This is a genomic window from Maridesulfovibrio frigidus DSM 17176 (assembly GCF_000711735.1).
Taxonomy (GTDB): domain Bacteria; phylum Desulfobacterota; class Desulfovibrionia; order Desulfovibrionales; family Desulfovibrionaceae; genus Maridesulfovibrio; species Maridesulfovibrio frigidus.
Window position 1 is genome coordinate 43,546 of sequence record NZ_JONL01000010.1, and the last position, 18,927, is coordinate 62,472.

At 41.7% G+C, this 18,927-nt stretch carries 16 protein-coding genes; 13 read left to right on the forward strand and 3 right to left on the reverse strand.

From position 1 onward, the window contains the following. Window positions 1-44 precede the first annotated feature (44 nt). The 6 genes from BR06_RS0117030 (at window position 45) to BR06_RS0117055 (ending at window position 7,935) form a co-directional block, all read left to right on the forward strand. On the forward strand, window positions 45-854 hold the full coding sequence (locus BR06_RS0117030; RefSeq protein ID WP_031485233.1) for a histidinol dehydrogenase: 810 nt from the start codon (window positions 45-47) through the stop codon (window positions 852-854). A 39-nt stretch (window positions 855-893) separates the two neighbouring features. Further along, window positions 894-2,942 (forward strand): elongation factor G, encoded by a 2,049-nt coding sequence (gene fusA, locus BR06_RS0117035; protein ID WP_031485234.1) that lies wholly within the window; start codon window positions 894-896, stop codon window positions 2,940-2,942. 111 nt (window positions 2,943-3,053) lie between these two features. Further along, window positions 3,054-3,557, forward strand: coding sequence for a DUF2062 domain-containing protein (locus BR06_RS0117040; RefSeq protein WP_031485236.1), 504 nt, complete (start codon window positions 3,054-3,056; stop codon window positions 3,555-3,557). Between the two features lie 158 nt (window positions 3,558-3,715). Continuing rightward, window positions 3,716-5,983 carry a chemotaxis protein CheA gene (locus BR06_RS0117045; RefSeq protein WP_031485238.1) on the forward strand — a complete coding sequence of 756 codons (2,268 nt, stop codon included), beginning with the start codon at window positions 3,716-3,718 and terminating at the stop codon, window positions 5,981-5,983. Window positions 5,984-5,992: 9 nt separating this feature from the next. After that, a complete protein-coding gene (locus BR06_RS0117050) occupies window positions 5,993-6,862 on the forward strand; it encodes a CheR family methyltransferase (protein ID WP_084154234.1) in 870 nt (289 codons plus the stop codon). Window positions 6,863-6,870: 8 nt separating this feature from the next. Beyond that, entirely contained in the window at window positions 6,871-7,935 is a 1,065-nt protein-coding gene (locus BR06_RS0117055) for a protein-glutamate methylesterase/protein-glutamine glutaminase (RefSeq protein ID WP_031485242.1), read from the forward strand. Window positions 7,936-8,019: 84 nt separating this feature from the next. Here the strand turns inward: BR06_RS0117055 and BR06_RS0117060 are convergent, their stop codons facing one another. Then, entirely contained in the window at window positions 8,020-8,364 is a 345-nt protein-coding gene (locus BR06_RS0117060; protein WP_031485244.1) for a DUF190 domain-containing protein, read from the reverse strand. Between the two features lie 42 nt (window positions 8,365-8,406). Continuing rightward, window positions 8,407-8,787 carry a fluoride efflux transporter CrcB gene (gene crcB, locus BR06_RS0117065; RefSeq protein WP_031485246.1) on the reverse strand — a complete coding sequence of 127 codons (381 nt, stop codon included), beginning with the start codon at window positions 8,785-8,787 and terminating at the stop codon, window positions 8,407-8,409. Window positions 8,788-8,856: 69 nt separating this feature from the next. On the opposite strand from crcB, the gene BR06_RS0117070 reads away from it, so the two are divergent. The 4 genes from BR06_RS0117070 to aat all read left to right on the forward strand — a co-directional run bounded on the left by BR06_RS0117070 (window position 8,857) and on the right by aat (window position 13,086). After that, a complete protein-coding gene (locus BR06_RS0117070) occupies window positions 8,857-9,432 on the forward strand; it encodes a class IV adenylate cyclase (protein ID WP_031485248.1) in 576 nt (191 codons plus the stop codon). Between the two features lie 130 nt (window positions 9,433-9,562). Beyond that, window positions 9,563-9,871 (forward strand): ATP-dependent Clp protease adapter ClpS, encoded by a 309-nt coding sequence (clpS, locus tag BR06_RS0117075; RefSeq protein WP_031485250.1) that lies wholly within the window; start codon window positions 9,563-9,565, stop codon window positions 9,869-9,871. A 5-nt stretch (window positions 9,872-9,876) separates the two neighbouring features. Continuing rightward, complete coding sequence (clpA, locus tag BR06_RS0117080) at window positions 9,877-12,222, forward strand: ATP-dependent Clp protease ATP-binding subunit ClpA (protein ID WP_031485252.1); 2,346 nt, start codon at window positions 9,877-9,879, stop codon at window positions 12,220-12,222. Window positions 12,223-12,360: 138 nt separating this feature from the next. Next, the gene (aat, locus tag BR06_RS0117085) at window positions 12,361-13,086 is read left to right on the forward strand and encodes a leucyl/phenylalanyl-tRNA--protein transferase (protein WP_031485254.1); all 726 of its coding nucleotides are present in this window, start codon (window positions 12,361-12,363) and stop codon (window positions 13,084-13,086) included. A 162-nt stretch (window positions 13,087-13,248) separates the two neighbouring features. On the opposite strand, the gene BR06_RS0117090 is transcribed toward aat, so the two are convergent. Then, on the reverse strand, window positions 13,249-13,740 hold the full coding sequence (locus tag BR06_RS0117090; RefSeq protein ID WP_031485255.1) for a hypothetical protein: 492 nt from the start codon (window positions 13,738-13,740) through the stop codon (window positions 13,249-13,251). Between the two features lie 104 nt (window positions 13,741-13,844). Here BR06_RS0117090 and uvrB point away from each other — a divergent pair, with 104 nt between their 5' ends. From uvrB to BR06_RS0117105, 3 genes are all read left to right on the forward strand, one after another. Beyond that, window positions 13,845-15,851 carry an excinuclease ABC subunit UvrB gene (gene uvrB / locus BR06_RS0117095; RefSeq protein WP_031485257.1) on the forward strand — a complete coding sequence of 669 codons (2,007 nt, stop codon included), beginning with the start codon at window positions 13,845-13,847 and terminating at the stop codon, window positions 15,849-15,851. A 27-nt stretch (window positions 15,852-15,878) separates the two neighbouring features. Continuing rightward, a complete protein-coding gene (locus tag BR06_RS0117100) occupies window positions 15,879-16,916 on the forward strand; it encodes a potassium channel family protein (RefSeq protein WP_031485259.1) in 1,038 nt (345 codons plus the stop codon). A 135-nt stretch (window positions 16,917-17,051) separates the two neighbouring features. Then, window positions 17,052-18,899, forward strand: a complete 1,848-nt coding sequence (locus tag BR06_RS0117105; RefSeq protein ID WP_031485262.1) for a BRCT domain-containing protein — start codon at window positions 17,052-17,054, stop codon at window positions 18,897-18,899. Window positions 18,900-18,927 lie beyond the last annotated feature (28 nt).

Here is an 18,927-nt window from a genome sequence, read left to right on the forward strand (position 1 = left end):
ACTTCATAATAAAATAAGACATTAACTGTGACAGGTATAAAAATATGACTTTAGATTCTTTTACTTTTCCCGATTGGATTGAAGAATTTCAGATAGGTGATGATGTTTTTGGATCTGCTTATGAGGCAACTTTGCCACCGCGCAGAGCATGGATGAAAAAGACAATTGCGCAAGTATATGCTGTTAATTCTCCCGATTCACCACAAAAGACATGGGTCGTCAACACATGGAAAGGGGGATTTGAAACGGAAGTTTCAACAGCTCCGCTTGACTGTGTTGTTATGCTTGTTGATCAAGGTGCAACCTCAGCCGTAAGAATTCTTGCTGCGCTGACTCCGGCTTTAGCTGCAGGTGTAAAAAATATTCTTGTAGTTTTCACAGGTGAAGGCGAACTTTCTCAAGCTGTTTTAACCGGGTTTGAGCTAGCTGGTCAGGAAGCAGTTATTTCCATTGAAAATGAAAAGTGTGATGAACTATTATCAAATATTAAAGACTCAGAAGTCGATTCTGCTATTCTCGACCTAAGGTCAAATCCTACTGACATTCCATATGCCCAGAATATTAAATATTGGCGCGCTCCTGTTGTACCTCGCATAGCTGTATGTCTTGACGAAGATGGACCCGACATGGATATTTTAAGCTTTGCACACCCTGATGCTATTATTGAAGAAGTCTCCATTGAAGATTTAGCCGAATTTAGTGGTTATGCTGTTGTTGTCCCGGCTGAACTTGTGGGTGAAGCACTTGTTGATTTTAAGTTAGTGCTGTCACATGGCCAGGAAGGTTGTTGGATATGGAGTGATCTCACAGATATTTTCTTTAAAAAAGATTCCGTAGCTCTTGCAGTCTGTTAGTGTTTTTAGCAATAAGCTACACATATTAAAGGTGATTTTATGAGTGATAAATCTGACTTCTCCCCGAAAGGGATAGCTAAAGTTCGAAATATTGGAATTATTGCACACATTGATGCCGGTAAAACCACTGTAACTGAACGTATTCTTTATTTTTCCGGAAAGATTCACAGGCTCGGAGAAGTGCATGAAGGCACAGCCACAATGGATTATATGCCGGAAGAGCAGGAGCGTGGTATTACAATTACTTCTGCTCTCACCTCCTGTTTTTGGGGACAAAATACTATCAATATAATTGATACCCCTGGACATGTTGATTTTACTATTGAGGTTCAGCGCTCTCTTAGAGTTCTAGATGGTGCCGTTGGTGTTTTTTGTGCTGTTGGCGGAGTTGAACCGCAATCAGAAACCGTTTGGCGTCAAAGTGAACGTTACGGCGTTCCTAAATTAATTTTCATAAATAAGATGGACAGACTCGGAGCCGATTTCGAATCTGTGCTCGAATCCATAACCAAGCGGCTTAATGTTAATGCTTTGCCCGTCCAGATCCCCGATGGCGAGGGTGAAGATTTTTCAGGAGTCTTTGACGTAATTAACCTTAAGAAAATTGTTTATGATGAAGATGAGAATGGAGAAGAGTTTGAAATATTAGAGCTCTCTCAAGATGAGCTAGATATTGTTTCGCCTTGGCGTGGACGTATGTGCGATACTCTTGCGGAGTTTGATGAAGAATTTTTAGAGCGTTATTTAGAGGATGATATCGATCCTGAATATATTGAGTCTGTGATCAGAAAAGCTACGCTTAAACTTGATCTTGTTCCCGTTTTTTCAGGCTCCGCGTTAAAGAATGTTGGTGTTCAGCCTCTAATTGATGGCGTTTGTAAATATTTGCCGAGTCCGCTTGAAGTATCCTCAATTACGGGAATTGATCCGCTTACAGGGATAGAAAGGGTGGTTGATCCTTCTGTCTCTGCTGATTTTCAAGCTCTTGTTTTCAAGATAATTATGGACTCCGGTCGAAAGGTTGTGCTCATTCGAGTTTATTCTGGAAAAATTGAGGTAGGTAGTGTTGTAAAAAATGTTACCCGTGGAATAGAAGAGAGAATGGATCGGCTATTTCGAATGCATGCCGGGAGGCTAGAGAAGCTAGAGGTTGCGGGAGTAGGAGATATTGTGGCCGTTGCTGGTCTTAAAAATTCGCGCACAGGAGATACTCTTTCAACAGCTGAAAAGCCAATTACTCTTGAGCAAATCGAGTTGTATAAGCCCGTTATATCATTAGCAATTGAGCCAAGAACTTCTGAAGATGCAGATAAGATTGATGATGTTTTAGATAAATATTTACAAGAAGATCCTACCCTTAGTTTAAAAAATGATGAAGATACAGGACAGATAGTTTTATCAGGTATGGGGGAGCTTCATTTAGAAGTTGTTCTTGAAAGAATGCGCCGTGAATACGGTTTGGCTCCTAGGTCTGGACAACCTCAAGTCGTTTATCAGGAAGTTCCCGGCAAGATGGTTGAAGCTGAGGAAGAATTTGATAAATTGCTTGGTGATGAAAAACACTACGGTTTTGTTAGGCTATCGGTTGAACCTTCTGAGCGTGGATCTGGGCGTAAGGTTAGTTTCGAAATTGATACCGGAAACTGGGCTTCTGATTGGCTTGACTCGGTAGCAGAAGGTGTTGAGGATGCACTGCAAGGTGGGCCTCTAAAAGGGTTTCCGGTTCAGGATATTAGAGTACGAATTTTGGAAATAAAGAAGAAAGACGGAGGATCCAGTCCTCAGGGGTATCACTTAGCCGCAGGGCGCGCTGTAAAAAAAGCTTTGTTGGCCTCTTCCCCTAGATTGATCGAGCCTATAATGAATGTTGAAATTTCGGTGCCGGATGAGTTTGTTGGCGACGCAATCGGCTTGCTTGGGGCCAAAGGAGCTCGCATTGAAAATATGCTCGATCGCGGTGGGCTGAAAGTTGTGCATGCTATTGCACCCCTTGCTAGAATGTTTGGCTTTTCTACCGAACTAAGGTCTTCTACCCAAGGACGAGCAGGATTTGCGATGATCTTTAAGAGTTTTGATGTTTTAGATTAACGACTTGGTGTTTTATTTTGTTTGTAATCTAACTGGTTAGCTGTAATTGTAAGCAGATTATTTAAAAGATACTTTTGAATTTTTTAATTTTGAGTTGAAGAAGGATTTTTAATGCCTAAATATTTAAGTCAGTACGAGAAGATTAAACGACTTATTCGTTTGTATTATCTAAAAGTCATACGATTAAATGCTTCACCTCACCAAGTTGCTCTGGGAGTGGCCAGTGGTGTTTTTGGCGGTTGTTTTCCCGTTATCCCTGGCCTGCCTTTACAAACAGTAATTGCTGTTATTGCTGCATTTGTTACCAGAGGTAGTAAGGTTGCCGCAATTGTTGCAACTTGGATATCAAATCCACTTAATTGGCTTTTATTTTACTATGTTCAGTTTAAAATAGGTGTGTTTCTTCTGCCTATTGATGTTAAATTCGATCCAGCTACGTGGCAGGTTACGGATTTCATGGAGATCGGGTGGCAGGGTATAACGATTTTAATGTTTGGTGGCTTAGTACTTGCGATTCCAATGTCGATAGTCTCATATTTCATCGCATTATTTTTTATCCGTAGACATAGAAGGCGTAAAGCATTGCGCATGTTAGCTCGCAGAAAAAAAATATAATATAATAAATCTTAGGAATAGTATTAATTGTTTTCGAGTGTTTTCTTAAAAGATTTTTTTGTTAGCGTAATTTATTACAATACTTCTTGAATAAACTGAATTTAATGTATAAAAATCAAAAGAGAATCTATTTTTAATAATGACTGGGAGATTTCTTTATGACCGATGATATGACTACTCAAGTTTTCAAAGAAGAAGCTTTTGAGCTTTTAGGTGAGCTTGAAACTTCACTTTTAGAGCTTGAAGATGTCCCTGATGATATGGATTTGATTAATCGAGTTTTTAGAGCCCTCCATACAATTAAAGGTTCTGGTTCAATGTTTGGGTTTGATGCAATCGCAGCGTTTACCCACCATGTTGAATCTGTCTTTGATATGGTAAGAAATGGCGCCATTCCAATCACAAAAGAATTGCTTACTTTAGTCCTGTCATCGCGAGATTATATATATACATTATTAGAATCTACTTCCGGAGAAGGGGACCCTGCTGTAGGGGAAAGTATTCTTGAAGGGCTCAGGTGTATAGTTCAAGGTGAATCAAGCGAGGATGCTCCTGCGGATATAGCTGAGAATGAAACTGCTGAGAATGCTCCTATAGTTGTTGAAGAAGAATCTGAGTCCGTGATTCCGTGGGACAATCTTTATAAAATTATCATTAATTCTGAAGCTGCAGATGATGTTTCTACCGAAGCCTTATCTCCGCTTTATGATGAACTTAGCCGTGTAGGTGAAATTAAATCAGAAGTTGTTCATACCGACTACGAAAATGATTCTGCTCATTCCGGAAAATGGTGGGAAGTCCTATTACTGAGCAATACAGATAGTTCTTCTGTTGAGGAAATTTTCTTTTTTACAGATGTTCCGATAGTTGTGAAAGTTAAAGAGCTAAATATTGATAAGCTTCAAGAATACATAGCAAAAGCAAAGAAAGAGTCTGAAAGTGTAAGTTCTGTTTCAGAAACATCTGAATCCAGTGTCGCTAGTTCTTCTGCTACTGCTGCCGGGGTTGGAGCCGTAGACGGCGATAGCAGTGTCTTTGTTCACAGCCCAGAAGAAAAGCCTAAAGGGCCTAAAAAGTTGGGTGAAATCCTTATTGATCGTGGAGATTTGACTCAAGAAACTCTCACAGAAGTCCTCGCAGACCAGAAGCCTCTTGGTGAACTGCTTACAGCTAAAGGTGTAGTTACACGGGATAAAGTTGATAGTGCTCTTGCAGAGCAGAGTGCAACTAAAGAAAAGATCACCCGCCGCAAAATGGAAGTGGCGTCATCAATCCGCGTTTCAGCTGAAAAACTGGATTTTCTGGTAGATCTTGTCGGAGAGCTAGTCATCGTTCAGGCACAGATAAGCCAGGTGGTTGGCGAAAAGAATGACCCTTCGCTTACTGTTCTTTCTGAAGAGTTGGAACGTCTATCTGATGAACTTAGGGATAGCACTCTCGGAATCAGAATGTTGCCGATTGGGAGCACTTTCAGTAAGTTTAGAAGATTAGTTCGCGACCTGTCTGATGAACTAGGTAAAGAGATGGATCTTCATACTATTGGAGCTGAAACTGAGCTTGATAAAACTGTAATCGAGCGACTTGGTGATCCTCTAGTTCATTTGCTGCGAAACTCAATTGACCATGGTATTGAATCTCCCGAAGTCCGCGAAGCCAACAATAAGCCTCGCCGCGGTAGCATTTCTCTCTCTGCTGAACATTCCGGCGGTGAAGTTGTCATTTTGATTAAAGATGACGGTAAGGGCATGTCCAAAGATGTTATTATGGCTAAGGCTATTGAAAAAGGCCTTGTCGCTGCCGATGCTGAACTTTCATCAAAAGAAATTTTTAATCTTATTTTTGAGCCCGGATTTTCAACTGCTGCTAAGGTTACCAATGTTTCCGGACGCGGTGTCGGAATGGATGTTGTTAAACGAGCTATAGATTCTCTGAGAGGGCGAATCGATGTCAATAGTGAAGAAGGTAAAGGGTCGATTATCACTATTAAATTGCCTTTAACCCTCGCAATTATTGATGGTTTACAGGTTCAGGTCGATGATGGATTCTTCGTAATTCCACTTTCCCTGGTCGAAGAGTGTGTTGAACTAACTCGCCAAGATATTGAAGAAGCTAATGGGCAGCAATTTGTTAATTTGCGCGGGGAAATTGTTCCATATTTACGAATAAGGGAATGGTTTGATATTGAAGGTGAATTACCCGCTATTGAGCAGATTGTTATAACCGGGGTAGAGGGCAATAGAATGGGGATTGTCGTCGATACTGTAATTGGCGAGCATCAGACTGTAATTAAGAGTTTAGGTCGTGTTTACAGAGATGTTGAAGGAATTTCAGGGGCAACGATCAAAGGAGACGGAACTCTTGCGTTAATACTTGATGTCCCTAAACTTGTCCGCACTGTCGTTGCCGAGATAAAGGCTGTAGGTTAAATAGTCACAATGAAAAAAGCAGAGACCAAACGCCCGGCTTCACATGATGTTGCCATTTCCGTTACTCCTAAGATGAAGGAGGCTGATTTTAAAAAATTCAGCAACCTTATTAAGAGTGAGTTTGGAATAAAAATGCCTCTAACCAAAAAAACTATGCTCGAGGCACGGCTTCAGAAAAGGTTGCGTGCTTTGGGATTTGGGACACATTCTGAATATTGTGATTTTTTGTTCAGTCCGGGCGGTCTTGAGAAAGAATTGACGCAGCTTATTGACGTTGTGACTACTAATACAACTGATTTTTTTCGTGAACCCAAGCATTTTGAATTGCTTCTCAGCACGGTTTTACCAGAACTTGCGGAGCGACGCGCACCTGTAAAAGTCTGGTCTGCTGGATGTTCAAGTGGTGAAGAACCTTATACCCTTGGGATTGTCCTCAGTGAGTTTGCCGATCAAAACCGTGATTTCAAGTTTTCAATCCTCGCAACAGACATTTCGAACGACATATTAAATAAGGCTGTAAACGCAGTTTACCCCATGAGTAAAGTCGAAGTGATCCCTATGGCGATGAAGAAAAAATATCTTTTGAAAAGTAAAAGTAAGGATAAGCCTCTCGTTAGGATTGCTCCTGAATTGAGACGAAAAATAGAATTTCGTAGACTTAATTTTATGGAAAAATTCCCTTTTGATGATGTGAAAGACATCATCTTTTGTCGAAATGTTGTTATTTATTTTGATCGACCTACCCAATTTAGTCTATTTACAAAGTTCTGTGAGAGACTGTCCAAAGGTGGCTTTTTATTCATTGGTCATTCTGAAAGTATTTCAGGAATGGACCTGCCCTTACGACAGATAGCTCCCACTGTTTATCAGAAGATTTGAGGAAATAAATGAGAAAGATAACCCGTGTTTTGATTGTTGATGACTCTGCTCTTGTAAGAAGTACCTTGCAGCAACTTTTTGCCACAGACCCTAATATCGAGGTTGTCGGCAGTGCGGGTGATCCGTTTGCCGCAGCAAAGATAATGCAGACTGTTGTTCCTGACGTAATAACTTTAGACATAGAAATGCCGAAAATGGATGGGCTTACTTTCTTGCGGAAACTTATGTCTCAGCATCCAATAGCTGTTGTTATCTGCTCAACTCTTACCGAAAAAGGTTCTGAGACTTACATAAAGGCTCTGGAATATGGTGCTGTTGAAGTAATCACTAAGCCGAAAGTTGGTACTCGACAATTTTTTGAAGAGTCCAGCATCAGTGTTTGTGATGTTGTTAAAGCTGCGGCGCTCACTAAGCCTAAAAAACTTTCATCGAAGCCTATGAATGTTCAGCCTAAGTTGACCGCAGACGCTGTGCTTCCCATGAGTAAAAGAAGCTGTTTGCAGACTACCGAAAAGATCATTCTGGTTGGAGCATCAACTGGTGGTACTGAAGCTTTGCAGACTTTTCTACAGGCAATGCCACTTGATAGTCCCGGTATCGCAATTGTTCAGCATATGCCTGAGCATTTCACCGCGGCTTTTGCGCAAAGATTAAATACCGTTTGTAGCATTACCGTAAAGGAAGCTGTTAACGGGGATACTGTTCTTAGAGGGCAGGCGTTAATTGCTCCAGGCAATAAACATATGCTCCTCAAGCGGTCTGGAACTAGATATTACGTAGAAGTTAAAGACGGACCATTAGTTAGCCGCCATAGGCCTTCCGTTGATGTATTATTTAGATCGGGAGCGCATAGTGCAGGCAAGAACGCTGTCGGGGTTATCATGACCGGAATGGGTGATGATGGCGCTAAAGGCATGAAAGAGATGCACGATGCTGGAACATACTGTTTTGCTCAGGATGAGGCGTCCTGTGTCGTCTTCGGTATGCCGCAAGAAGCAATTAAGCATGGTGGTGTGGATAAAGTAATTCCACTTAAAAGAATTGCTCACGAAGTTGTGGCAAAATGCTGCTAGGTAATAAGTAGTTTGATTCGCAGAATGTAATGAAATTTTAAATCTGTCAGGATATAGCTTTCCAGCAAATATCCTGACAGATTTTTATTTTTTACCTTGATTGTGTTTATGGAAGACTATTTCAACTTCTTCAGCGGTAATTAAACCTTCTGTCATTGTTTCTGTTAAAAATTCTTTGAAGCTTTCAATTTTCTCCGCAGAATCAACAATCTCAATAATCATTGGTAGGTCTTCTGAAAGCCTTAAAATGGAAGTTGTTCTTACCTGGCTATTTATTCCATACCCCATAACCCCTCGATAAACAGTAGCTCCAGCAAGACCTTGTTTTCTTGCCTCGTTAACTATTACCTCAAAAGTTGGGCTATGTTTGACGCGGTTTTCTTCTCCAGTAAAAATTCTGAGTCGAACCGCTTTTTCTGGTAAATCCATATGTCTCTCCGTTCTTGAAATGTTTTAATAATGGAAATATATTTATGAAACTATTAATCTTCCAAGAGCTAAGCCCCCAATAACGCAAACAAATCCTAAGGCGCTTTGGCCTCCGATATTAAGGGCTGCTAAGGGCCATTGTCCTGTTTTTACCAGCTCGGTTGTTTCGAACATGTATGTTGAAAAAGTTGTAAATGCTCCCATGAATCCGGTTAGAATCATAAGCCGCATTTCCGGCGAAAGTCCTAGCCTATCCTCAAAGGTTCCGCTAATAATACCAAATAGCAGACATCCGAGCATATTAACTGTGAATGTACCAGCTGGGAAAGATGTGTCGAAGATGCGTTGGCTCGCGCCCGAAACCATATATCTGCATAGCGTGCCGGCAGCTCCGCCAGCAGCTAAGTATAAATACTTGTACATAAACTATGTCCTGTTTTACTTTTAATGCTGAAAAATCAGTAACACTTCAAGCTATAAGAGAAAAGAGAAATGGCTTTTGAGATAGAACTTAAATATTTGAATGCGGACATTGATAAGCTTAAAAAGACCCTTGAATCTTTAGGTGGAAAATTTCTTTCCCGTCACTATGAGCGAAATATCGTTTTAGATGATCCGGGGCGCACTTTGTTTAAAAGGTCAGCACTGCTTAGAGTCAGGCAGGCTGGAAAAACAACTATGACTGTTAAGCGTATTCCAGCAAATCCAGTACCTTCAAAAGCGAAGGTATATGTTGAGCACGAAACTGAAGTGTCTGATTTTGATGCAACAGTCTCAGCACTTGAGGTCTTGGGATATAAGCCCGTGTTTAAGTACGAGAAATTCAGGGAAGAATGGGATTTAGAAAATTGTACTATATGTCTGGATCAATTGCCGTTCGGGTCTTTTATAGAAATCGAGGGCTCTGAAAAGGATATTATATCCTGCGCCGTAAAGCTCAATCTTAAGGATTCTGATTCTAGCAAGAAAACATATCACGAGTTAAATAGGGACTACCGTGCAAAGGCAGGGCTTGTACCTGATGAAAATTTTGTTTTCACAGCTGAGGAAGTTAAACTTTTGGAGTAATCTTCCAGTAGATTTAAGTGACAAAAGAGGGCTAATATCTTTTTTACAGCTAATTCTTGCTCGACAGGTTGGAATTTAGTTCTTATTGTTAAATAAAGTTGAGATAAAAATTTTAAATTGTGTGTAGGATATGTCTAAATATAGTGAAGATTCTGACTCAAATGTGTTATTTAAGGATGAGCTTAAAGAGCCTCGGAAGTATAAAGTGTTGTTGCATAATGACGATTATACTTCCATGGAGTTTGTAATAGCTGTTCTCGTTCAGGTTTTCCGAAAAACTGAAGAAGAGTCTACTGACATCATGCTCAAAGTTCATAATGACGGGTTCGGAATTTGTGGTATTTACACCGCAGAGGTTGCTGAAACTCGTGTGGAAATGGTCAGGCAGCTTGCAACCCAAGCCGGCTTTCCTCTTAAATGTTCAATCGAAGAGGTCTGATAATAATGCTTAGCAAAGCCCTTGAACAGTCTCTGACTTCTGCTGTGAATGAAGTCAGGCTCAGAAATCACGAGTTCCTTACTCTGGAGCACTTGCTTTATGCAATTGTTCAAGAAGAGGTTGGCGCGGATATTCTTGCTGGTTGCGGTGCTGAGTTAATACAGCTCAGAAGCCAGTTAGAGAAATTTTTTGATGAAAATCTTGAACCTCTTCCTGAGGGAGTTGAAACTGAAGTAATTCAGACTCTCGGCGTAAGACGCGTTCTCCAAAAAGCTATATGGCAGAAAAAAGCGGCAGGCAAAGATGTTGTCGAAGTGGGCGACGTGCTTGCCGCTATGTTTGAGGAAGAGGATTCATATGCCGTTTACTATATGAAGACGCATGACATTACTCGCCTCGACATTCTCGAATATATTTCCCATGCCCTTAATAGTGAAAACGATTGGGCAGAAGGGCTTAACATTAGCCCTAATCCCGGTTCTGGACAAAGTCATGGTCATAATGATCCTGGGCAAAGGCCTGGGCAGGCCGGACAAAAAGGTAAGCCGGGTGGTAAAGATGATAAACAATCTCCACTTGAAGAGTTTGCCTCAAACCTGACCGAGAAAGCTCGCGATGGTAAGATTGATCCGCTTATCGGGCGTGATGATGAGATTGAAAGAACCTTGCAGGTGCTTTCCCGCAGACGCAAAAACAATCCGATTTTCGTTGGTGATCCCGGTGTCGGTAAGACTGCTATGGCCGAAGGGCTGGCTCTTGCCATTGCAAAAGGTATGGTTCCCAGATCATTCGAGAACGTAGACGTTTTTGCTCTTGATATGGGAGCACTTCTCGCCGGAACCAAATATAGAGGTGATTTTGAATCACGTCTTAAGGGTGTTTTGGCTCAGATCAAACATATGCCCGGGGCAGTTCTTTTTGTGGATGAAATTCACACCATCGTAGGTGCAGGAGCCGTCAGCGGCGGATCTATGGATGCTTCGAACATCCTTAAGCCGTTCCTTGCTTCTGGAGAAGTGCGCTGCATTGGCGCGACTACTTACGAAGAATACAAAAATCACTTTGAAAAGGACCGTGCGTTGTCACGTAGATTTCAAAAGATTGATATCAGTGAACCTTCTGTTGAAGAAACCATTGAGATTCTTAAAGGGCTTAAGCCTTATTATGAAGAGCATCATAATGTGTTCTATTCTCCGTCAGCGATCAAAGCTGCGGCGGAGCTTTCAGCGCGTCATATCAACGAACGTTTTTTACCGGATAAAGCGATTGATGTAATTGATGAGGCTGGAGCTTTCTATGGCCTCAGTCAGCGTAAACGCAAAGGGAATAAGATTCTTGTTTCCGATGTGGAAAAGGTAATTTCAAAGATTGCCCGCATTCCTACACGGCGTATCACCATGTCAGACCGCACCCGTCTTCAGGAACTTGATATCAATCTCAAGTCTGTTGTTTTCGGGCAGGACGAAGCTGTAGACCTTATTGCTAAGGCTATTCTTCGCTCGCGTGCTGGCATGAAACAGGTCGGTCGCCCAACAGGTTCCTTCCTGCTTACCGGTCCTACCGGAGTTGGTAAAACAGAACTTGCAAGACAGCTTGCCACAACCATGGGTATTCACTTCATGCGTTTCGATATGAGTGAGTACATGGAGAAACATGCTGTTGCTCGTATGATCGGTGCGCCTCCCGGATATGTCGGATTTGATCAGGGCGGATTGCTTACCGAGGGAGTTCGCAAGAATCCTCATTGCGTCATTCTTTTCGATGAAATCGAAAAAGCACATCCAGATGTATTTAACATTTTGTTGCAGGTCATGGACTACGCAACACTCACAGATAATAACGGTCGTAAGGCTGATTTCAGAAATACAGTTCTGCTCATGACATCTAACGCCGGTGCGCGTGAAATGACTAAGAGCGGCATCGGTTTTGGAGCTGGAATTCAAGGTGCAGAAGATAAGGGGCTTGCTCTTAAAGCTGTAGAAAAGGTTTTCAGTCCTGAATTTAGAAACAGGCTGGATGCGATTGTTTCCTTCAATTCTCTCGAATTAGATGTGATGGAAATGATCGTAGACAAGTTTATTAAAGAGCTTAACACTCAACTTGTCGATCAAAGAATAACTGTTGTCATTGATGATAAGTCCAGACGCTGGCTTGCAGAAAAAGGACATGATCCTGCATACGGAGCGCGTCCAATGGCACGCCTTATTCAGACTTCCATCAAAGATGAAATCGCGGATGAAATCCTTTTCGGAAAGCTAGTTAAAGGTGGACAGGTTATTGTCTCTACTAAAAAATCTAAAGAAGAAGATGAAGTTTTATCCTTTGAATTTAAGTCTGTTGGAGAGAAATAGTTTTGAATTGATTTGATTTATTAATAAAATAATCAGGGGCGGACGTTTGAGCGTCTGTCCCTTTTTTTATTTATTTGTTTGTTGTAAAAAATGAACTTTAGATTATGATGGTGGAAAGACATATTTTAGGGGATTTTTATGGTTGTATATAGGCTAATTGAAGAGCCGATTTTTCCTCATCCTGATGAGTCAGAACCAGATGGACTTCTTGCCGTCGGTGGTGATTTAAGTCCTGAAAGATTACTTTCTGCTTACGCTTCCGGTATTTTCCCATGGTATGATGAAACTTCACCTATACTGTGGTGGTCTTTGGACCCGCGTTTAATTTTACGTCTCGACAAACTGTATATTTCAAAGCGCGTGAAGCGTAAGATTAAAAAGCAGGAATATCGCGTCACCATTGATACGGATTTTCGGAATGTAATTACGAACTGTGCTGGAAAAAATAGACCCGGGCAGGGTGGCACATGGATTCTTCAGGAAATTATTGATGCCTATGTCGAACTCCATAAGCTGGGGTTCGCTCATAGTGTGGAGGTCTGGAATAAGGATGGAAAGCTTGCAGGAGGCCTTTACGGTGTTTCACTGGGCAGGGTTTTCTCTGGTGAGTCTATGTTTTTTCTGGAGCCGGACGCTTCGAAAGTAGGATTTTCGTACTTGGTAAAATACCTGGAAAATAGAGAGTTTCATTTCGTAGATTGCCAGCAACCTACAGATCATCTTAAGTCGCTTGGAGCGGAAGAAGTCACTCGTGAAGAGTTTTTATCTATGCTCGATGATTCATTGGAATATTCGGCCCTGAGAGGGCGCTGGGAGTTTTTAGCTAATGAGTATGACTTGATAACGGAAAACCTCATTCGTTGATTTTTTAATTTCCCCGCACAATAAAAACGGAGAATTTCATTACGAAATTCTCCGTTTATGCATGTAAAATACGTGCCATAAAGTTTAGTAAATCTGAACTTTACATTTCATATCTTAGCAATCTGCTTATCACTGCTTGTTTGGCTGTAGGCCTGTCTAATTTTAACCGTCTTCGCGTGTTTCAACTAAAGGCAGATGAGCACTAAGATTATATAGTCCTCTTAATGCGAAAGGGAGGTTGAAATGTGGCACTTTTTCAAATTTTATCAGCCCAATATCTTTACCTTCATCTATTGATGAAAGAGGCGGAAGGCCTGATGGAACTGGGAAATCTAGTGGATTTGAATTGATGTAATCCAGTCTTGAAGAGTAGTGGTCTTTAAGATAGTCAATTATCTGATCGCGTTCAGCGGATGTGAAGGCTTCAAGGATTATTTTGCGATCTTTTTTCTCGTCCGATACTGCATCCAGCATTGCTGGTGGTCCGAAGAGGTTATTCCAATCAATAGATGCTTCGTCACTCTCAGGCCATTCAGGTCTGAAAAGGTGGACTTCGACATCGCGGCGACCTTTAAAGCTGCGAACTACCATTGATACTGCATATCCACGGTCTATCGGAATCGCGCCATTTTCGATTTGAATTATAGGAATCATTGCTACCTCTTAAAATGAATGTTTTAATACTTTTTTGTTTATCCAATAATCTGTTTATCATAACTTTTTTAATTTAACTATACAAGTCAGGAAATAAGAGCAGGATGTCTGGAAAATTTGAACTCGTCAGCGACTTTACTTTAAAAGGTGATCAGCCTGAAGCTGTGAAGCAACTTGTGGAGAACTTGAAGCACGGTGTGCAGGATCAGGTTCTGCTTGGCGCTACGGGTACGGGTAAAACATTTGCCATGGCAAATGTGATAAGCCAGCTTAATAGGCCGACTCTTGTTATGGCTCCTAATAAGACACTTGCCGCACAGCTTTTTAATGAATTCAAAACTCTTTTCCCTAATAATGCTGTTGAATATTTTGTCAGTTATTACGACTATTACCAACCGGAAGCATATCTTCCACACTCGGATACTTTTATAGAAAAAGATTCATCCATTAATGATGATATCGATAAGCTTAGGCATTCTGCAACTCATGCACTGCTCACGCGCCGTGATGTTCTGATTGTAGCTTCTGTCTCTTGTATTTACGGTCTAGGTTCTCCTGAATTTTACTCACGCATGATAATTCCTGTTGAAGAAGGGCAGGATTTTCCCATGGAAAAGCTAATGGACCGTCTGATTGAGGTTCAGTATGTGCGTAATGATTACGATTTCCATCGCGGAACATTCAGAGTTCGCGGTGATGTTATTGAAATTATTCCGGCATATAGCCGTGAGCAGGCACTAAGAATTGAATATTTCGGCGATGAAATTGAAGCGATTTTAGAAACTGATCCGCTTACAGGCGAAGTAACCGGTCGCAGGCGTAAAACCGTAATTTATCCTGCCAGTCACTTTGTATCCGATAAAGATAATCTTGAGACAGCGGTAGAGCGGATTCGCGCAGAGCTTTTCGATACGCTCAATGATTTTAAGCGGGAAAACAAGCTTGTAGAAGCTCAGCGTATTGAACAACGCACAATGTATGATCTCGAAATGATTGAAGAGATCGGCTATTGTAGCGGTATTGAAAACTATTCACGTCAAATGGATGGCCGTGAAGAAGGTGATCCTCCGGCTACGTTACTTCACTATTTCCCAGACGATTTTCTTCTATTCATGGATGAATCACACATTGCGGTTTCGCAGGTTGGGGCCATGTACAACGGGGACAGGTCCCGTAAAACAACCCTTGTAAATTTTGGTTTCAGACTTCCGTCAGCGCTTGATAACCGTCCGCTGTGTTTTGATGAATTTTTAGATAAAATTGGCCAGACAGTTTATGTGTCGGCAACTCCGGGGCCGTGGGAAATTGAGCGCGCTGAAGGGCTTGTGATTGAGCAGATTATCCGGCCTACGGGACTTCTTGATCCTCTAGTGGAAGTTCGTCCTTCAAAAGCTCAGATGGATGATTTGCTTGCCGAATGTAAAATTCGTGAAAGCAGAAATGAGCGGGTTCTGATTACAACGCTGACTAAGCGGATGTCGGAAGATTTAACAGATTATTTCAATCAGATGGGCGTAGAAGCAAAATACCTTCATTCTGATATTGTTACGATGGAGAGAATGGAGATTATTCAGTCGTTACGAGCTGGAGATTTTACTGCATTGGTCGGGATTAACCTTCTTCGAGAAGGTCTTGATATCCCGGAAGTGTCTTTGGTGGCGATACTAGATGCTGACAAGGAAGGTTTTTTGAGATCAAACAGATCTCTCATTCAGACTTTTGGGCGTGCTGCTCGAAATTCTGAAGGCTTGGTTATACTTTACGCCGACAGAATTACCAATTCAATGCGAACTGCAATGGATGAGACTGCACGTAGACGATTGAAACAGATAGAATACAACAAAGAGCACGGAATCACCCCGCAAACCATCAGTAAATCTCTGGATAATATGCTGGGAACATTGTACTCTACTAGATCATCGGGTGACAAAGTTAAGTTTGCTGCCGAAGAAATGGCAGAATATGGACTTGATCCCGTTAAAATGGAAAAGATGGTTCGTAAGCTGGAAAAAGAGATGCGTAAATATGCAAGTGAGCTTGAATTTGAAAAAGCCGCTGAACTGAGAGACCGTATTCAGATTTTACGGAATAAACTTATTACGTTGGGCTAACGCTCGCACATCTGGTGGAAAACAGGAATGAAATCCAAATCCATATATTCAAGACTCCATAACCTCAGAAGAGAATTTGGTATGTTTTGGGGGCTTGCCGCCGGGTTTATCTATATGACTCTGGTCTTTATAGGCGGCATTATCGGGTACATGTGGATTGAGGGATGGAATTTCTTCAATAGTTTCTACATGGTGGTAATCACCCTTTCTACTGTGGGGTTCATGGAGGTTTTACCACTTTCTGAGAACGGTAGAATTATGACCTCGATGCTCATACTTGGCGGGGTCGGTGGTTTTGCATATTTGATTGGTGCCTTTTCTCAATTATTAGTTGAGGGGCGGGTACAAGCTCTTCTTGGGAGACGCAGGATGCAGAAGACAATTGGAAAATTAAAAGATCACATCATAGTTTGTGGGTATGGAAGAATCGGTGCTATTGTAGTCGAAGAAGTTCGAAATGAAGGTATCGATGTTGTTGTCATCGAAAATAGCCCGGAACTTGTTGCCCAGATGGAAGCTCAGGATATTTATTGCATTGAAGGTGATGCGACTAATGATGATACGTTGAAAATGGCCGGACTTGGTCAGGCGAAGTCTCTTATTGCAGCACTTTCAGACGAAGCGGCAAATGTTTATGTAACTCTCATTGCTCGCCAGTTCAGCTCAAAAGTGAATATTATTGCACGTGGTAATAATAAAACCAGTATTTCCCGCCTTGAATTTGCCGGAGCTGATAGAGTCGTGCTTCCACATACTATCGGCGGAATACGTATGGCTCAGTCCGTGCTAAGGCCGACTGTAACTAACTTTCTCGATATCGCCATGCGCGGTAAAATTGATCTTCAAATGGAAGAGCTGTTTGTTACCGAGAGTTCTGAATTTGTAGGACAGGATTTAATTGAGTCCAAAATTCGTCCTCGCTTTAACTTGATCATTATCGCGATTAGAAAAAACACAGGCGAAATGGTGTTTAACCCCGGCCCTAAAGAAGTGATTGATGCAGCTGATACTCTTTTGACCGTCGGAAAAATCAGCGACCTTTCAGCCATTCAGAAAATTTTATAGTTGATTGAATTAGTTCATTTGGCTAAGTATCTGAAGTCCTTTTCTTCCCAGAATATCTATCTACCCTGATTGTAATTAACTTTCAGGGTGGTTTGGTTTTCTTCAAATAACAAAAATATTTAATCGAAATATACCGTGAAAAAATCAGACGAAAAAAAAGTTAAAGAGCTCGTAAAAACTCTTGAAAAACATAATGAAGGTTATCGCCGTGGCATGCCTACCATCAGCGATGCTAGATACGATGAACTCACTGAAGAGCTACGACAAATTGTGCCGGAGCATCCTTTTTTAGGTAATGTCGAGCCTGAAAGTTTTAGTAATAAAGTTGAAATAAGGCATCCTAAGCCGATGCTTTCGACTGAAAAAGCTTATACTGTTGATGAGCTTGAAAGATTCGTTTCGCGTGTTGAGAAAGAAGCTAAAGTGCTTGGTATTAAAGATATTGAATACCGCATTACGCCTAAACTCGATGGTCTCGCAGCTCGTGATGATGGCAAAATTTTTGCGACCCGTGGTAATGGTGAAGTCGGGTACGAAATTTCCAGTGCATTTGCCAAAGGTGTCATAGCTGTAGGCGGCCGTGGGCTGGGCGTGGGCGAAATTGTTTGCAGCCAAAATTATTTTAATGAGCATCTTTCGGACGTATTTGAACATCCTCGCAATATGGTTGTTGGCATTGTTACCTCTGATAATGTTAATGAGGCTTCAAAGCAGGCTCTACAGGACGAAGCTATAAGGTTTGTACCATATAGCACTCTTGCGAAGAAGGTCGTTAATGGAGAAGAACTTGTCCGTGACTTGTGGAAGATTTTTGACGAGTTGTGGGAGCAGGCTGATTATCCTTTAGACGGGATGGTTGCCGAAGTTACCAATACAGAACTTCAAGACACTTTGGGCGCAACAGCTCACCATTATCGTTGGCAGATAGCTATCAAGAAAAAAGGCGAATCAGCTGTTACCACAGTCAAAGAAATTCGCTGGCAGGTTGGGCGTATGGGCGCAGTTACCCCTGTCATGGAGGTTGATCCCGTGCCTGTTTCCGGTGCGACTATCAGCAATGTTACTGCGCACAATGCCGGAATGCTTCGTGACCACTCCATAGGTAAAGGAGCGGTCATCAGGATTATTCGCAGCGGTGAGGTTATTCCAAAGTTGGAGGAAGTAATTAAGCCTGCTGATTCCGTTGAACTTCTCACCCATTGTCCATCATGTAACGCAGAACTTTACTGGTCTAATGATTTTCTTAAATGCCCCGATTTTAGCTGTCCCGCGCGAGTTGAACAGCGTCTTGAGTATTGGTTTAAAACTCTTGGAAATGCTGACTGGTTTGGTAAAAAGACCATTGCACGGCTTGTAAAAGCTGGACGCAAAACTCTCGAATCTGTTTATGAAATGGGTGAAGAAGATTTCGTAAAACTTGATTTTGGTCCGATTCAGTCTTCGAATCTAGCAGAAGCCATTTATATCAGCCGGACTAAGGAAACTGATGATTGGAGATTTCTAGCTGCCTTTGGAATTCCTGACCTTGGCAAGGCTGACAGTCGTAAGTTTCTTGGACATTTCAAGCTGGAAAATGTTGTTGATGTTAAGCAGGAAGATCTTGTTGATATTCACGGATTTGGGGATCTTACCAGCCACTCTGTGACGAAGGGAATTGGTGCTATTAAAGAAACCATTCTCCATATGCTGGCTAAAAATTTCAATTTACGTCGCACTCCGCTTGAAAGTGATACGCAGGATATTTCCAGCCCCATTGTGGGGAAAGGAATAGTTTTCACTGGTAAAATGGAACAGGGATCACGCGAAGATATGCAGGCTATGGCTCGTAAAATGGGGGCAAAGGTCCAGACGTCAGTCACAGGTAAAACGAACTTTCTTGTCTGCGGCAGTAATGTCGGTGCTAAGAAAATGGAAAAAGCCCGTGCAAAGGGCGTAGAAACAATGACTGAAAGCGAATTTATGGGTATAGTAAGCGAAGATTAATTTTTATAGTTAGACTAAGTACTTTATA

Bases quoted from the DNA above. Each gene is read 5' to 3' on its own strand.
- BR06_RS0117030 (WP_031485233.1), top strand. From the start codon at position 45: ATGACTTTAGATTCTTTTACTTTTCCCGATTGGATTGAAGAATTTCAG.
- fusA (WP_031485234.1), top strand. From the start codon at position 894: ATGAGTGATAAATCTGACTTCTCCCCGAAAGGGATAGCTAAAGTTCGA.
- BR06_RS0117040 (WP_031485236.1), top strand. From the start codon at position 3,054: ATGCCTAAATATTTAAGTCAGTACGAGAAGATTAAACGACTTATTCGT.
- BR06_RS0117045 (WP_031485238.1), top strand. From the start codon at position 3,716: ATGACCGATGATATGACTACTCAAGTTTTCAAAGAAGAAGCTTTTGAG.
- BR06_RS0117050 (WP_084154234.1), top strand. From the start codon at position 5,993: ATGAAAAAAGCAGAGACCAAACGCCCGGCTTCACATGATGTTGCCATT.
- BR06_RS0117055 (WP_031485242.1), top strand. From the start codon at position 6,871: ATGAGAAAGATAACCCGTGTTTTGATTGTTGATGACTCTGCTCTTGTA.
- BR06_RS0117060 (WP_031485244.1), bottom strand. From the start codon at position 8,364: ATGGATTTACCAGAAAAAGCGGTTCGACTCAGAATTTTTACTGGAGAA.
- crcB (WP_031485246.1), bottom strand. From the start codon at position 8,787: ATGTACAAGTATTTATACTTAGCTGCTGGCGGAGCTGCCGGCACGCTA.
- BR06_RS0117070 (WP_031485248.1), top strand. From the start codon at position 8,857: ATGGCTTTTGAGATAGAACTTAAATATTTGAATGCGGACATTGATAAG.
- clpS (WP_031485250.1), top strand. From the start codon at position 9,563: ATGTCTAAATATAGTGAAGATTCTGACTCAAATGTGTTATTTAAGGAT.
- clpA (WP_031485252.1), top strand. From the start codon at position 9,877: ATGCTTAGCAAAGCCCTTGAACAGTCTCTGACTTCTGCTGTGAATGAA.
- aat (WP_031485254.1), top strand. From the start codon at position 12,361: ATGGTTGTATATAGGCTAATTGAAGAGCCGATTTTTCCTCATCCTGAT.
- BR06_RS0117090 (WP_031485255.1), bottom strand. From the start codon at position 13,740: ATGATTCCTATAATTCAAATCGAAAATGGCGCGATTCCGATAGACCGT.
- uvrB (WP_031485257.1), top strand. From the start codon at position 13,845: ATGTCTGGAAAATTTGAACTCGTCAGCGACTTTACTTTAAAAGGTGAT.
- BR06_RS0117100 (WP_031485259.1), top strand. From the start codon at position 15,879: ATGAAATCCAAATCCATATATTCAAGACTCCATAACCTCAGAAGAGAA.